The following is a 14,831-nucleotide window of genomic DNA, read 5'->3' on the forward strand; positions in this document are numbered from 1 at the left end:
GCAGGCCTGAGGCGGTTCGCGAGTCCTGCCTCAGGCCTGCAAATATAGAGTTTAACCAATAGCTTTCAAGCGTGGTGGGGGCTACCTGATCGCTCAGCACTCTCTTTGGATAGGCCATCGAAAACACCGCAACGGTCAGCGGGCATGATTCCTTAGGGCTTGTTCGTTCCCTTCTTCTCCCCATGCCCCGCTGACCACCTTTAAAACCTATAGTGATAGGAGAAAAAAATGCCATATCAAGCACGTGATTTGAAGCTTTGCGATTACCGCGATGAGGCCACTGAGCTCCTCGCTCGGAACGCCGGCTTAAAAAACTGCATTATTTCAGAGCGCTCTAACCGGTTTGAGAATCTTTTCGGTGACGTCACCCTGCGTGATCTAGCCAGGGCCTCCCTGAGGGAGGCAGGCTTGGAGATTCCGAGTGATGCCAACCAGTTGATAGGGCGGGCTTTGACGACAAGCGATTTCCCTAAGATTTTGTCCGGCGTGGTCAATAAGGCCCTGGATGAAGGTTTTGGGTATGCGAGTCAGACCTTTCTCGATTGGGTTGCAAAAAAAGCTGTTCCGGACTTTAAGTTGGCGGAGTTTCCTCGCCTTGTACCAGCGGCAGAACTTTTCGAATGCATCGAAGACGATGAAATTAGAAGCCTTGTTCTTGCCGAAGGTGCCGAGTCTGGACGAATTAAAACATACGCGGGGATTGGTGCGATCAGTCGCCAGGCTTTGGTGAATGATGATCTTGGGGTTTTACAAGATTTTGGTGGTGCGCTCGGGCAAACTGCAGCAAATACTCAGAGCAAGCAGGTTTACAAGAAGCTTTTAGAAAACCCTGCCCTCTCAGATGGTGTGGCGATGTTCCACACTGATCGCGACAACCTGATTTCCGGTGCAGGTTCGGCCTTGTCCCGGGGTTCTTTGGCGGGAGCCTTGAAGGTTTTTCGCACCATGACCGACTCGAACGGGACTCCGCTAGCTATCGAACCGAAGTTCCTACTGGTTCCGCCCTCGTTGGAGGTCACTGCTTTTGAACTCTGCTACTCGGATTCTGTGCCAGGGCAGACAAACTCAGCAGTGATGAACCTTTTCAAGAAAATCGGCTTGGTTCCAATTGTTGAACCTCGCCTGGAGTCTCCGCTTTTTAGTGGTTCATCTTCAACTGCTTGGTATCTCCTGCCGGATCCGAACATCCGTTCGGTTATCGCAAGTCTTGCCCTGGGCGACCCGAACAAGTTGCAGCCATACGTCAAAGAAAAAGCAATGTTTGAGCGAGATGCGACCGAATACAAGGCCAGGATCGACTTTGGCGTGGTGCCAATGTCGCCATATGCCGTGAAGTCGGAAGGCGTCTAGCTCTGGCTTTTGACTTTCTGCTGCCTGGTTCAATGAGGTGCTGTCTAATTCTAGATCAGTTAGCATCATCCAGGCGGCAGTTGGTGAAAATGTCAGATTGAAGAAGTGTCAGTCTGTCCGTGGGCATTTCCTCTCGGTACTCATTGGATGCGTGGGGCGGGCTCTCCCCGCCTTGGACAGAATGTCCAGGCGGGGAAACTTAATAGTTGAAGCATACAAGGAGTGTCGAAATGAAAAATTATATTCAACCTGGTGCGGTGCTTACATGGGCCAACGGAACTGGCAGCGACGTTTCTTCTGGTGACTTAGTAATCATTGGTCAGCGGGTAGGCGTTGCCAGCGTGGATATTGTTGATGGGGAGTCTGGGTCGGTTGCGGTGGATGGTGTTTTCGAGGTGTCGAAAGAGGCGGCACTTGAAGTGTCGCAAGGCGATCTCCTCTATTGCAATGCAACCGGCGGAGAGCTGGACAAAACAAATACAAACACACTTGCTGGGTATGCCTTTGAAGATGCGGTAGGGGCGGCAGCAGAGGTTCGGGTGAAACTCAATGGATAAAGGGCAGGCCCGACTTTCTTCGACGCTAGGAACCCACTGCCAGAAAATCGATTTCGAGATATGGCTTCTTAAGGATCAGCTGAAGAACATCAAAAAGTTTGTTCGGGATATTGATCGCCATGGGGGGCTTGACCTTCACGAAGAGCAGACTCTGTCCGGCATGAGTCGAGCCATGTCGAAACATTGGCTCAATATTCACCGTGAGTTAGGCGATGTGCGCAAGGCTCTTGATGAGGCCATGAATAAAAAGTCTGTCGCTTGATGGCTGGGCTGCGAGGATTAAATTCCGAATGCTCCCCAACCCCTCCCGAAGGGTAGACCAAAAGGTTAAGACGAGCACCTGTTTGCCTGCCAGCGATCTGTAGAAAGAAACAGCATGGCAGAGGCTTGTAGATGTTCATGGGTCCTTTCTGGAAGGTCCGCCTTGCGGGCGGGCAAGCTCTCGTTTTCTGGGTCCGTTTGTAATTTTTGAAAATAGTGGAGGAATGGAATTTTGCTGATGGAGGCTGCGCGGATCTTTGCTTCCATCGTAGTTTTCTGGGTCGGAGTTTCCTGCACCATATAGGGTATGGGTTTTTATGGTTTTTCTTCTCACTTTAATGTTTCACGGATGGGGTTTGCTCAATGTCAGGCGTTGACGATCTTGCCACCATCCAGCAGGCCGTGGAGACCCGCGTGGCCGAAGAAGCCGAGCAGCTCGGCGACAATCGACCAGGGGTCACCGGCGTGTCGAAGAAATTCGTGCGTTCCTGTCTCAAGGCCAACGAAGTTGGCGACGGTATGCTGTTTATTGAGTTGATGCGCGGGCAGTTTATCTGGAATACCTCGGCCGGCGAATGGCTCTATTGGGCTGGCCATTATTGGCAACGTGACACCAAGGATCGCGCCGGGTCTGCTGTCGAGAACGTCGCCATGGAATATGTCAGTGCCGCTGATGGCCTCGATGATCTGATTAAGAAGGCCCAAACCGACGAGAATAATGACCTGGCCAAAAAGCTCACAACCCTGCAAGGTGACTACTACAATCGGGCGAAAAAACTCCGCTCAGTCAATGGCATTGCTGCATGCCTTAAAACCGCCCGAATGGGTTCTCTCGGATTGTCTGTTGATGGCGAACAGCTCGACCAGAATCCCTGGCTGCTCGCCTGCGAGAATGGAGTTGTCGATCTCCGCAACGGGCTGTTGCGCGATGGCAAACCGGACGACCATCTCACCATGGCCTGCCCGACCGAATACCTTGGGCTCGATGTTGACACCTCGCCGATCGAGGCGGTCTACCTCGACGTGCTCAACAACCGCCAGGACGTTGTCGACTACAAACGCAAGGTCCTCGGCTATGCCATCACCGGGCACAGCAAGATTCACGACTTTTTCGCCTGGAACGGCATCGGCCGCAACGGCAAATCGATGATAATCGAAGCGATAGCCGATACCTTGGGCCCGCTCGCCCAACCGATTCCAGCTGAAATGCTTCTTGAGCAACCTGGCGCACGCGGAGCTGCCGCAGCCAGTCCCGACATTATGAGTCTGCGCGGACTGCGCATCGCCTACGCCAGCGAAACTGACGAAGGCCGGAAGTTTAGTAGTTCCCGCGTCAAATGGCTCACTGGTGGCGACAAACTCACCGGACGATGGCCGCACGACAAATATCCTGTCACCTTTACGCCGACTCACACCCTGTTCCTGCTTACCAATCACAAACCACGCGCAGGAGCAGATGACTTTGCCTTTTGGGAGCGCTGCAGGCTGCTGCACTTCGAGCTCAGCTACATCAAGGACCGCAAGCCAGATCCGGAAAAGAACGAGCGCCGCGCAGATCCCGACCTGCCAGAAAGGCTCAAGCAGATGCGCAGCCTTCACCTGTCCTGGCTGGTCAACGGTTGTCTCGAATGGCAACGCGATGGCCATTTGGCACCACCGCCATTCGTCCGCGCGGCAACCGCCGAATATCGCCGCGAAGAGGATCTGCTTCAGGAGTGGCTCGACGATCGCTGCAGCACCGAAAATCCCGACGCAGAGACCAAGGCCAGCCAACTCTATTCAGATTTCGAGCAGTGGTACAGGGGTACTGTCGGCAACAAACCGCCAAGCGCCAAATGGTTCGGAAAACAGCTCCAGCGGAGGCACGAAAAGATTAAGCGCAGCAGCGGATATTTCTACATTGGCCTGCGTATCGAGGATGGTTATGACGCGTAGTCTGTACCATCCTCCGCACCAAGTGCACCATTGCTGCACCGTTTATGTGGAAGGGTGCAGGGCATAACCGGTTGATACTTATACCGGTTTCTCCAACGTGTGCACCATGTGCACCATTTTTACAATTTACGCACGTGCGCGCGCGTGAAGAGGGGACTTAGATAGTTTTTTACTTACAACATTATTTATATAAAAAGGTTCACAAGGTTCATAGGTAAGTAAAAGTCATTGTTTTTATTGCTGGTTTAGGTGTGGCGTGTTGTTTTTTAAAGGTGCATCAATGGTGCACCAAGGTGCATAGAGAGGAAAGGGAAAGTGATTTTTCAACTGCTCTCAGATCACGGCATCACGCCGAAGCGTATCAGTAGCCACAAGGGCGGCGAATATCACTCGCCTTGTCCGCGTTGCGGTGGGACTGATCGCTTTCACGTCTGGCCGGAGCAGTATGACGGGCAAGGCTCGTTTTGGTGTCGCAACTGCGACATTGGCGGTGATTGCATCAAGTTCTTGATGGAGTACAGCGGTTACAGTTTTCGACAAGCAGCAGATCGCACTGGCAAGAAGCTCGATGAGCAGGGGCAGGGGCAGGGGCAGGGCAGCGGTTATTCCACGCCTAAGCTGAGCAAGCAGCAGCAGAAAAAGCCGACGCAACCGCGCGAATGCCTGCCGCCAATTGAAAGCTGGCAGGCTGCTGCCCGTGATTTGCTCGAAAAGGCGCAAGTCGCGTTGCTCGCCAATCAGGAGCAACTTGCTTATCTCGCCGGTCGTGGCCTGCCGATCAAAGCAGTTAAGCAGTACGGCCTCGGCTGGATCGATACCAAGGAGAAAGATTGCACCTTCTCAAGCCGTAAAAAATGGGGCATCGACCCCAAAGCAGAAAACAAGCGACCTGACGCACTTTGGCTACCGCGCGGCATCCTCATTCCTAACATTATTGCCGATGGGCAAACTGTCCGCGTCGACAGTCTGCGTATTCGGCGACCAAAAGCGGATAGACTGCCGCCGCTCGAAGCTCTCAGTTATCACGTTGTTCCAGGTGGCGGCACAGCACCGCTGCTGCTGCACGATCAGCAGTTGGCGATCGTTGTGGTCGAAGCCCAGCTCGATGGCATGCTTTGCCATGACAAGGCAGGCGATCTGGTCGGCGTCCTTGCCCTTGGCAACAGTACGGCCAGGCCCGACGAACGCAGCATGGCTGCTTTGCGACGCGCCAAACTGATTTTGGTTGCCCTTGATTTTGATGACAATCACGCAGGAGGTAAGGCTTGGGAGCGCTGGCAGCGCGACTTTGATCACGTCAAGCGCTGGCCGGTTCCGCAAGGCAAAGACCCCGGTGAAGCCTATCAGGCTGGTGTCGATATCCGCTCTTGGCTGCTCTCAGGACTTCCGCCGGTGTGGCGCAAACAGCAGATTGTGCCTGCCATCGAAGAATACACCGCCCCAGAAAAACCTCGTGCCTGGAAACTGCACACTAAGTCAGGACGCGAGATCTGCATTGTTGCCGATAAACGCGACAAGCAACTCTACTTTGAAAAGACTGGGCTAGTTACGCTTGATGAAACGGATCTTGAAAAACTCAAGCAGATGGACAGAGGCACCAGAAATGAATGCTTGAAAGTGCTGGCGGTGTTCGGCGGGAGCGTCGAATCAACTGGACCATATCAGGATAAAGAGAAAGCCACGACATTGCGGGTACAAGATGTGTTCATCAAAAGATAGGAAACAATCATAACGGTAGGAAAGAGAGGTTGAATGCATTTACATCTAAGCAGATAAAAATGATCATTTCTGCACAAGACAATACCAAGGGCGTATTTTCCGATGTTGGTAGGGGCATGGATCGTCTATCAAAGGCTTCGAAACAATTGCGGGCCGCGATTGCTGGTATTGTGTCAGGTTTGGTTGTTCGAGAGTTAACCCAACTGGTCAAAGCCAACTTGGGGGCTGGCGATGTGTTAGCAAAAACCGCCGACAAGGTAGGTATTGCTGCCGAAAGTTTGCAGGAAATGCGTTATGCCGCTGAGTTGACAGGTGTGCAGACCAGTACGCTGGACATGGCTATGCAGCGTCTTTCTCGGCGTGTTGGCGAAGCTGCGCGGGGCAAGTATGGCAATGTCGGCGTTGTTGGTATTGACTATCTTGGCCTGATGTCAGCCAAGGACGCGCGCACAGAATACGAGCGTATTTCCTATTGTGCTGAGCAATCAAAAAACATGGCTAAGCGGCTCAACATGCCGGTTGTCATCCTCACTCAGATCAATCGCCAGTCAGCCAGAGACGGCAAAATAGAGATGCACAGCGCAAAAGGCAGCGGGGCCGTTGAGGCCAGCGCTGATTATATGCTGAGTCTTGAGCGCAACAAACAGAAAGAAATTATTGTTGGCATTCTGAAAAATCGCAGCGGTGAAGCAAATCTGCAGTTTGTAGCTGATCTTGATGTAAAAATTCTGAAGTTCAGGGGGCTGGAACCGTACAACGAGATTTGCCACAAGAATGTTTCCAGGGGGCTGGAGCGGGCAGGCCAGAAACACAGGAACTGGCGCGAGATGGTCTCGCAGTAAGAAGGGCTAAACATGGATCTTTCAATAAAACTAGAAGGTTTTGATCGGGCAATGATGCTGTTCGACAGCAAGAAGGTTATCAAGGCGAGCTCACACGCTATTAACGATGTTGCCAGTAGGGCAAGAACGGCGGCAGACAAGCAGATCAGAAGTAAGTTTGCCCTTAAGGCCGGCTTTACTAAGCAGAAGGTCAGGGTTTCTTCCAGAGCAAATAGGAGCGCCTTGAGAGCGATCTTAACCGCTCAGAGTACACCAATCAGTCTAAAACATTTCCCGACCAAACAGATAATTGACCGGAGAGGAGGGGTTACTGTTCGCTCAGGTAGTCGCAGATTTGATGAATATAGAAAGTCTAGCAAGGGGGCGCGGGGGCTAAGCGCAAGGATAACGCAAAAAGGTGGCTATCGCCCGATAAAGCATGGCTTTTCTCTGCGCCATTCTCGGGGAGGGGTGAGCTATTGGAGGAGGACTGGTCCTGGTAGATGGGGGACTATGGAGGGAGCCGAAATGTTGCGAGTTATAACTGTGGCAAGCATGTTTAAACAGGCTGCGGTTAAGGAATCGGTGCGCCGGGCAATTCGTGAGAACTGGCCCAAGAGATTTAAGTACCGGCTTAGCAAGGAACTTTCCAGGCGTTAATCGTCGATTGATGCTTAGACTTAGCTAGATGGAGGAACACTGTGGTTGGATCTGAAAAAGCAAAAGTTATTATTTCAGCGGAAGATAGAGCAACAAAAACCTTTAACCGCATGCGCGGCAGTTTGACCAGCGTGCAGACAGCGGCAGCATCTCTTGGTCTTACTTTCGGAGCATTAAGTGCTGCTGCTACTGTTACTGCTTTTGTTAAGCAACAGGACGCAGTGCAGCAGTTGGAGCAGCGGCTAAAATCGACTGGCGGCGTTGCTGGGAAGACAATGCAAGACCTGCAGTTGATGGCCAGCGGGTTGCAAGCAGTGACTCGCTATGGCGATGAGGCTACATTGGAAATGCAGGCGCTGCTTTTGACTTTTACGAAAGTACAGGGGGGGGTGTTTGATGCGGCAACGGAAGCAATAATGAATGTCGCGACAGCAATGGGGACCGATTTAAAGTCGGCGGCCCTACAGGTTGGGAAGGCATTGAACGACCCAGCCGGACAGCTTTCTGCGCTGTCCCGTTCTGGCATCCAGTTTACAGAGGACCAGAAGAGGACAATCAAAGCAATGACTGACCTGGGAGATGTTGCTGGCGCCCAAAGGGTGATCCTGGCAGAGCTTGAGACACAATTTGGCGGCGCTGCTCGGGCAGCGCGGGAAACTTTGGGGGGGGCTATCGTTGGCGCACAAAACGCAATGGGTGACCTTGCTGAAAACATCGGCATGGTGTTTTCTCCAGCAGTTGACCAGGCTGCAAGCTCGGTTGAGGAATTGGTAAACGCCCTTAACCGGCTCATAAACCCTAATATCAATCAGCAGATTGAAAGCTTGGTAGGTAGGGTTTCAGAAATAGACGATCAGATAAAAGGGCGGTCGCAATATGAAGGCCGCGGGGCTCTTGGTAACATCTTTGCTGCTATGTATGGAAGCAGGGAGGAACTTGAGGCCGAAAAGCAAAGAATTATTGAGCAGCTTAATTCTTTACGGGCGTCAGTCGGCACTGGCACCAATCCTGCGGATGGGGGGAGGGGCTGGCCAACAGCGGCTGGGGGCGCAGGTGGGGCTGAGCAAGGGCTTATGGCAGACGGCGAAGCCTTCCGGATCGGCGGCGACTTTGGCCTGATGGACAACCCGCAAAGCATGCTTGACAGAATAGCCGAATTTAACGGCTCGAAATACGAAATGGAAAGCGCTCACCAAATAGCGATGTTCGATTTGCGCACCTCGGTTATTGACCAGACGCTTGAAGTCGAGCGCACGGCGCATGCGGAACGCATGATGATGGAACAGGAAATGACAGATTTCCGCGTCAGCCAGAACCAGTCAGCGCTTGGCAATGCTGTTACCTTCCTGGACATGCTTGGACAAAAGAACAAGGCCGCTGCGATTGCCGGAATTGCCCTGCAAAAAGGCATTGCTTTGGCGACAACATACACATCGACCGCCAGCGGTGCGCAGTTGGCTTATGCTTCGCAGCTTATCCCCGGCGATCCAACATCTATAGCGCGGGCGCAGGCCGCCCACGCTTCGACCTGGGCCATGGGCAAGGTTAATATGGCGCTTATCGCCGCGACAGGTCTTTTTCAGGCTGCACAGGTTGCCAGCGGTGATAGTTCATCTGGTGGCGGTAGCTACACTAGCCCGGTTGTCACCCAGCCGGCACAGGCCGGGGCAACAGATGGTCAAACAATTACAATTGTTTTAAAGGGGATGGTCGATGAGGCATATGTTGAAGAGAACCTTGTCCCAACCCTAAAAGATCTGAGCGCAAGAAGGTCGATTGACCTTGTTTTTGAAGCCCCTTGATAAGGAGAAAACATGGGTAATGTCATTGATTTTCCATCGATTGAACAGAGGACAAGAGAGATGGCTGCAGAGCTAGCGTCAGGGGACCCTGAGTTTGCTAGCAATTTTAGTGAGGCATGCTCTTCAATCTGCCGCCTAGCGGTGGAAGCCAACCGAATCGAAATTGAACTAAATTTGTCTACCGACAGTGATTCGATCTGCGAAAACATAGACGTTTTGAAGGATGCCGTGCGAAAGTCACTTAAGGATAGCTACGGAAAGTTTATTTGCAGGCTACTGGATTTGCTCTTGGAGGAGAAGGTTGATAACTGTAGGTTGTTGTCTGCGTTAAACAGTGAATAATCAAATCAAAGCGCAGGAAAATTAACGTTTCCTCCATCGCAATATCCCCGGGCAGTCGTCCAGAAGCATATTTATGGTCTCTTCTGTCCGGGAATTGTTTTGCCTGACTTCCGCTGAATCAACCAGGCGGTCAACGCCAAGATCGATCAAGGAGTCTTGAATAGATTTGCCCGTGGCCAGGCTGTACGCCTGAACCATAATCGAAGTGTAACCCGCCATGTGACCCCTCCCGTGCAAAATGAAAACAGTATAGTGTGAGGGGCTGACAGGAATCTGATTCGGAACAAGGTGTGTCTAGGTTTACTTGTCGTAATTTGAGCTGTTGCTGGTGGAGGGAGCACAAAAAAGCCCCTGTTTGTAAGCAGGGGCTACTTTGAGTGTCTACGGTTTACATTTTTGATGCTAGGTTGCCTGTCCCCCTTGGAGGGCTCGCCGCTTCAGCAGCTTTGTGGCTGACTATTTTGCTTGTCTTCGAATTCTGTATGGACAGCTTGCTGATCTGTCTGGCTTTGTGTCGCTGTATCTCTCTCGCCTTCTTGATGTCCTGGTTCGTCGCTATTGTTGTGAGGATCAACCTCTTCATTGTTTTTCTCCGTCGGGCTGTTTTCAGCCCTGCTTTGTAGTAGATCAATTACGTCGACAACTATTGGATCAGCGGTTGGATACTCATGTGATTCGATTATACCACGAGCCCAGTCATAAATGTTAGAGGTTGTGTTGTCTGGCGCTGAAACTGTATTGAAAAGTTCTCCTGCCTCTTTCCTGTCTATGACAAAGCCGTGCGATGGGTAGCTGGCTACAAGTTTTGCTATAGCATCTGGCTTCAGTGAATCTGCCATTTTGTTCAGGCGGGCCCCATATTCATATCCTATCTTCATGGCCCGTTCATGTTCGCCCAGCGTGATCGGATCGATGTGTGATGTGATCGGGGAAATAAAACCCTCAGCCAGCTTTGTTGCCACTTCTGCGGCAATTTTAGTGCTTATTCTGCTGCCGGCCCTAAGGTCGATGAGGTTTGATCTGAACGATGTAAGCATCTGCTCCTGAAGAGCGCTTAGGGCCTGGAGGATGTCGAGCCCGGACATGTTTTCAAACATCTCGTCGGGTTTTGATATTTGGATATCCAGCGGACCAAGTTCTCCGCGGTCACCGAAAATCAGTTTTTTGGCCCCAATACAAATCAAGGTGCCTGCGGATTTGCAAATATCAGGGATAAGGATCTCGAAGTCCTCATAGTGGTGATTTGTTGCGCGAGCAATGCGATACCCTGCATTTGGATCGCCACCGGTCGTAATTAAAATGAGGCAGGCTTTTTTTGATTTTGCCTGATTCTTTTCTTTTTGTTCGTATAGAGCGGATAGTTGATTGTACCCGGCCTTGCTGACCGAGCCGAAATACAAATAAACATCACCATCATATTCTTTGAATGGTTTTTCTTCCGTCATTTCTCTACCCTCCATTGCTTAATCAAAGAAGTATAGCCGGATAGCCTGACAGGAATCTTAATAGGAAATTCGACCAGCATTTAAATTTGCGACTGGGCAAATATTGCACGCTGGTGCTCCTGTGGGAAATGCTACCCTAAGCGCTACCCAATGGTCTTTTGAAACAATAAAAGGGGTTGGCGACTCAGCGCTAACCCCTTGTTATATATGGCGGAGAGGGGGAGATTCGAACTCCCGGTGGCTTGCGCCACAACAGATTTCGAGTCTGTCACCTTCGGCCTCTCGGACACCTCTCCAAACTGCTATATGTGATTCTTTTTTTGTTGCTTCTTCTTTTCCCGCAATTTCCGAAAAAAGTGACTCAGTTGTTCGCTGCATTCTTCCTGCAGGATTCCTTCGCGAACTACGACCTTGTGGTTGAAACGATCGTCGGTCGAGAAATTGTAAATCGAACCAACCGCGCCTACTCGGGGATCGCGGCAACCGTACACCAACTCAGGAATCCGCGCCAGTATGATTCCACCCATGCACATGACGCAAGGTTCGAGAGTAACGTATATCGTGCAATCGAGCAAGCGCCAAGAGCAGAGGGTTTGTGCCGCTTGCCGGATAGCTATGATCTCGGCATGGGCAGTCGGATCCTGGTCGGTTTCACGTAAATTGTGACCGCGACCAATGATTTCACCTTCTTTGACGACAATCGCTCCGATCGGCACCTCAGCCAATGTTTCGGCTAGCGCAGCTTCCTGCATGGCCAGACGCATGAAGTGCCGATCCTGCTCTACTAAAGAACTCATTCCGGCCTGTCAGCCTCCCTTGCAATCGCTGCTGAGGGGACCTGTTAATATCATGAAGCATATGTGAAAACAAGCAGAAAGTCATCCGTTTGCCGCGATCCAGAAGCATCGAATGTTTTACGGCTGTTTTGTGTAAAAACATTCTTGACAGCGGTTTCTTTCGGGCGTATTGTGCATATGCACATAATATTCAACAATCAATTATTTGATAAAGGAGCAAAAGATGATCGTTGCAGTTACCGCACAGGAAGGGCGTATCGATTCCCCGATTGATGAGCGTTTCGGCCGTGCCCCGTTTTTTATGATCGCTAATAGCGATACCATGGAAGTCTATGCTTTCGATAACAGCGAAGGTGTCAATGCAGGCAATGGAGCAGGAACTGGCGCAGCTCAATTGATGGCTGAGCAAAAAGTTGAGGTTCTCTACACTGGCAAGGTCGGTCCGAAAGCGTCCGAAGCCTTGGATAAAGCCGGCATCAAGGTTGTTGAAGGCATCAGTGGAACGGTTGAAGAGGTGCTTTCGGCGGCTTTGCAGAATGTTGTAATGGAACGTGCCGCAGCCTCCCAACAGGAACTCGAGATTCCGCCGTCCAAGCCCGTTTCTGATGGTGCTATCCGGGTCGCGATTCCTTCCGACAGCGAAGATGGCATGGCATCGACTCGCTCAGGTCATTTCGGTAAATGTAACTACTATACACTGGTCGATATTGCCGGGAGCGAGGTTGTCGGCGTGCAGTCAATGAAAAACGGCGGTCATTCCGTTGGCGGTTGTGATGTGCCGGTGCGGCTGCTTAAAGGATGGGATGTCAACAAGGTCGTTGTGGCCGGGATCGGTGGTCGTCCGTTGGCCGGATTTCTGCGCGAAGGTATCCAGGTGTACTCCGGGCTCGGTGACACTGTGAATGAAACCGTTTCAGCCTACACCCAGGGCCAGCTCGGTCCGATTCGTCAAGATCAGGTGTGTGGTGGCGGAGCCTGACCTGTGATCATCTCAGTTGTCAGCGGCAAAGGAGGAGCAGGCAAGACGACCATCGCGACGTCCCTTGCGAACATTCTGCAGGCTGATTATTACGATCTGGATGTTGATGCGCCGAACGGTGAACATTTCTTGCAGCCGCGTGACTGGACGCGTCGGCAGGCATTTGTGCTGCAGCCGAAGATCGATTCTGCGACCTGTATTGCTTGTGGCAAATGTGCCAAAGAGTGTCGCTTCAAGGCTCTCTATAAAATCGGCGAGACGGTTTACCTCAATGAGCATCTTTGCCACAGCTGTAATCTCTGCCGCGAAGTCTGCCCCACCGGTGCAATCAGCTACAAAGAAGTTCCGATAGGTGAAGTGCGTACTGGGCACTCGTCTCGCACCGGGGCCAAAGTGGTTGTCGGGGACCTGATTATCGGTTCGACGCGAGGGACAGCGCTGATTCAAGATATCACGACCAGGCTCAGGTCGGATGGATTGACAATTATCGACGGCCCACCCGGTAACTCTTGTGCCGCAGTTGCAGCGATCAAGCCCGCAGACTTAGTGGTCGTGGTCGTCGAACCGACCCCCTTCGGCATTCATGACATGTTGCAAACCCTGACCATTCTGCGCGACATGGGGAAACCGCTGGTCGCTGTCGCCAACAAAGCGCTCGAGACCGAGGAGCTGGAAAAGGTGCTGGCAGAGCAAGGGATTGAGCTGGCTGCGACCATCGGCCTGAAGAGCGAGTATCATAAGGCTTTGCTGCGAGGAGAGGTTCTCAGCCAGGCCGATGCAGGGGTATTCCAGGGCTTACAGCAAGCAGTTGCGCGGGAAGTGGAAAAAAGATGATGAAGCAGATAGCAGTGATGAGCGGCAAAGGGGGGGCGGGAAAGACATCGGTGACCGCGGCGTTGGCAAAGCTGCTCCCGGCGGTGATCGCAGTCGATGGCGATGTCAATGCATCCAATCTGCCAATCCTGCTGAAGCCCCAGCAGATGCTGAGAGAAAGTGATTTCTTCAGTATGGATATCGCGCAAATCGATACCAGCCAATGTACCGCTTGCGGAGAGTGTGAAAAGATTTGCGCTTTTGGAGCCATCGAAAAAGAAGGGGATACCTACAACGTCGCCGATGACTGCGAGGGCTGTGCTGCCTGTGCCTGGGTCTGTCCACAGAAGTGCATCAAAATGGTCGAGCACAGCTGCGGTAAAAAATATCTGAGCTTGACAGAAAATGGTTATCTCGTTCACGCCGATTTGAACCCGGGAGCTGATAACAGCGGTAAGTTGATCGCCTCGATTCGTGAAGATGCGCGCAAGTTGGCCAAGGAGAAAAACTACCGGTTGATTCTGATCGATGGTCCCCCCGGTACCAGTTGCCAGGCTATTTCAAGTTTGACCGGTGTTGATCTTGTGCTGGTAGTGCTGGAAGAGAGTTTGAGCGGCCTGTCCGATTATCGTCGACTGGCGACCCTGCTCAGCCATTTTCGACTACCTCATCTGGTTGTGCTGAATAAAGTGGGCATTGATGAGCAGGTTGCAAAGAACATCGAGGACGCTGTTGCCGAAAACGGCGGTGAGATTGCCGGGCGTATTCCATTTGATTACAGCATTCCGCAGGCGTTATCCCGTTGTGAGACTTTCCTTGATTTGCCTGAGTATCGGCCGACGATCGAAGGCGTCAGCGGGCAAATGCTTGGCATGTTGGGCTGACTGTTTTTCCTGACGTTTAAATTTTATCCCTGTCGCCCTGGCAACTCTTTGCCGGGGCTTTTTTTGAAATGTACAGAAAATATATATTCCACATTCAGTTTTTATATCACAGCTGAATATAAAAAATATTCGTAGTGATTCTAGCGCCTTGTGTTCGTATCAAGGGCATTCTTCGCTCTTTATCCCGAATTCTGGTGTATGTGCTCTGTATACAGCCGGCCTCTCGCTAAACCATCCATTTAAACCCAGAAATAACTTTTTTCTTCTTTTGATTTCGGTATCTTATCGATTTCTTCATTTTTTTATTCCGGCCTTGGCACGGTCACTGCTCTATAGGGAAGACAAGAACGACAAACAAGACAACGCAATCTTTCATACACACAATGGAGGCCATGATGAAAAAAATGCTGCGTAATTCCCTGATCGCCCTGTTCGCTCTCTCTTCTTCCGCGTTTGCTGCCGGCGG

At 51.6% G+C, this 14,831-nt stretch carries 15 protein-coding genes and 1 tRNA gene; 12 read left to right on the top strand and 4 right to left on the bottom strand.

What is annotated here, in order from left to right; genetic code table 11:
- The first annotated feature begins 228 nt into the window (after nucleotides 1–228).
- From BUB13_RS09355 to BUB13_RS09365, 3 genes are all read left to right on the top strand, one after another.
- The gene (locus tag BUB13_RS09355; RefSeq protein ID WP_072908219.1) at nucleotides 229–1,350 is read left to right on the top strand and encodes a phage major capsid protein; all 1,122 of its coding nucleotides are present in this window, start codon (nucleotides 229–231) and stop codon (nucleotides 1,348–1,350) included.
- 230 nt (nucleotides 1,351–1,580) lie between these two features.
- Nucleotides 1,581–1,907 (top strand): DUF2190 family protein, encoded by a 327-nt coding sequence (locus BUB13_RS09360; RefSeq protein ID WP_072908221.1) that lies wholly within the window; start codon nucleotides 1,581–1,583, stop codon nucleotides 1,905–1,907.
- Nucleotides 1,900–2,169, top strand: coding sequence for a hypothetical protein (locus tag BUB13_RS09365; RefSeq protein ID WP_072908223.1), 270 nt, complete (start codon nucleotides 1,900–1,902; stop codon nucleotides 2,167–2,169). Before BUB13_RS09360 ends, BUB13_RS09365 begins: the two co-directional genes overlap by 8 nt.
- A 65-nt stretch (nucleotides 2,170–2,234) precedes the next feature.
- Here the strand turns inward: BUB13_RS09365 and BUB13_RS09370 are convergent, their stop codons facing one another.
- The gene (locus tag BUB13_RS09370) at nucleotides 2,235–2,435 is read right to left on the bottom strand and encodes a hypothetical protein (RefSeq protein WP_072908225.1); all 201 of its coding nucleotides are present in this window, start codon (nucleotides 2,433–2,435) and stop codon (nucleotides 2,235–2,237) included.
- 96 nt (nucleotides 2,436–2,531) lie between these two features.
- On the opposite strand from BUB13_RS09370, the gene BUB13_RS09375 reads away from it, so the two are divergent.
- The 6 genes from BUB13_RS09375 (at nucleotide 2,532) to BUB13_RS09400 (ending at nucleotide 9,447) form a co-directional block, all read left to right on the top strand.
- The gene (locus BUB13_RS09375) at nucleotides 2,532–4,103 is read left to right on the top strand and encodes a DNA primase family protein (protein WP_072908227.1); all 1,572 of its coding nucleotides are present in this window, start codon (nucleotides 2,532–2,534) and stop codon (nucleotides 4,101–4,103) included.
- 315 nt (nucleotides 4,104–4,418) lie between these two features.
- Nucleotides 4,419–5,822 carry a primase-helicase zinc-binding domain-containing protein gene (locus tag BUB13_RS09380; RefSeq protein ID WP_072908229.1) on the top strand — a complete coding sequence of 468 codons (1,404 nt, stop codon included), beginning with the start codon at nucleotides 4,419–4,421 and terminating at the stop codon, nucleotides 5,820–5,822.
- Between the two features lie 29 nt (nucleotides 5,823–5,851).
- Nucleotides 5,852–6,664, top strand: a complete 813-nt coding sequence (locus BUB13_RS09385; protein ID WP_161947638.1) for a DnaB-like helicase C-terminal domain-containing protein — start codon at nucleotides 5,852–5,854, stop codon at nucleotides 6,662–6,664.
- Between the two features lie 12 nt (nucleotides 6,665–6,676).
- Nucleotides 6,677–7,303 (top strand): phage tail protein, encoded by a 627-nt coding sequence (locus BUB13_RS09390; protein ID WP_072908232.1) that lies wholly within the window; start codon nucleotides 6,677–6,679, stop codon nucleotides 7,301–7,303.
- A gap of 41 nt (nucleotides 7,304–7,344) precedes the next feature.
- The gene (locus BUB13_RS09395) at nucleotides 7,345–9,105 is read left to right on the top strand and encodes a phage tail length tape measure family protein (protein ID WP_072908234.1); all 1,761 of its coding nucleotides are present in this window, start codon (nucleotides 7,345–7,347) and stop codon (nucleotides 9,103–9,105) included.
- 12 nt (nucleotides 9,106–9,117) lie between these two features.
- Nucleotides 9,118–9,447 carry a hypothetical protein gene (locus BUB13_RS09400; protein WP_072908236.1) on the top strand — a complete coding sequence of 110 codons (330 nt, stop codon included), beginning with the start codon at nucleotides 9,118–9,120 and terminating at the stop codon, nucleotides 9,445–9,447.
- A 437-nt stretch (nucleotides 9,448–9,884) separates the two neighbouring features.
- Here the strand turns inward: BUB13_RS09400 and BUB13_RS09410 are convergent, their stop codons facing one another.
- The 3 genes from BUB13_RS09410 to tadA all read right to left on the bottom strand — a co-directional run bounded on the left by BUB13_RS09410 (nucleotide 9,885) and on the right by tadA (nucleotide 11,689).
- Entirely contained in the window at nucleotides 9,885–10,892 is a 1,008-nt protein-coding gene (locus BUB13_RS09410; RefSeq protein ID WP_072908240.1) for an SDH family Clp fold serine proteinase, read from the bottom strand.
- 208 nt (nucleotides 10,893–11,100) lie between these two features.
- Nucleotides 11,101–11,188, bottom strand: a tRNA-Ser gene (locus BUB13_RS09415).
- A 6-nt stretch (nucleotides 11,189–11,194) separates the two neighbouring features.
- Nucleotides 11,195–11,689 (bottom strand): tRNA adenosine(34) deaminase TadA, encoded by a 495-nt coding sequence (gene tadA, locus BUB13_RS09420; protein WP_072908242.1) that lies wholly within the window; start codon nucleotides 11,687–11,689, stop codon nucleotides 11,195–11,197.
- A gap of 223 nt (nucleotides 11,690–11,912) precedes the next feature.
- Here tadA and BUB13_RS18625 point away from each other — a divergent pair, with 223 nt between their 5' ends.
- From BUB13_RS18625 to BUB13_RS09440, 3 genes are read left to right on the top strand one after another with little or no spacing between them, the layout of a single operon-like run.
- Nucleotides 11,913–12,668 (top strand): NifB/NifX family molybdenum-iron cluster-binding protein, encoded by a 756-nt coding sequence (locus BUB13_RS18625; RefSeq protein WP_084091914.1) that lies wholly within the window; start codon nucleotides 11,913–11,915, stop codon nucleotides 12,666–12,668.
- Between the two features lie 3 nt (nucleotides 12,669–12,671).
- Nucleotides 12,672–13,502, top strand: a complete 831-nt coding sequence (locus tag BUB13_RS09435; protein WP_072908243.1) for a 4Fe-4S binding protein — start codon at nucleotides 12,672–12,674, stop codon at nucleotides 13,500–13,502.
- Nucleotides 13,499–14,365, top strand: a complete 867-nt coding sequence (locus BUB13_RS09440; RefSeq protein WP_084091916.1) for an ATP-binding protein — start codon at nucleotides 13,499–13,501, stop codon at nucleotides 14,363–14,365. Before BUB13_RS09435 ends, BUB13_RS09440 begins: the two co-directional genes overlap by 4 nt.
- The last annotated feature ends 466 nt before the right edge of the window (nucleotides 14,366–14,831 follow it).

The organism is Malonomonas rubra DSM 5091 (assembly GCF_900142125.1).
GTDB lineage: Bacteria > Desulfobacterota > Desulfuromonadia > Desulfuromonadales > Geopsychrobacteraceae > Malonomonas > Malonomonas rubra.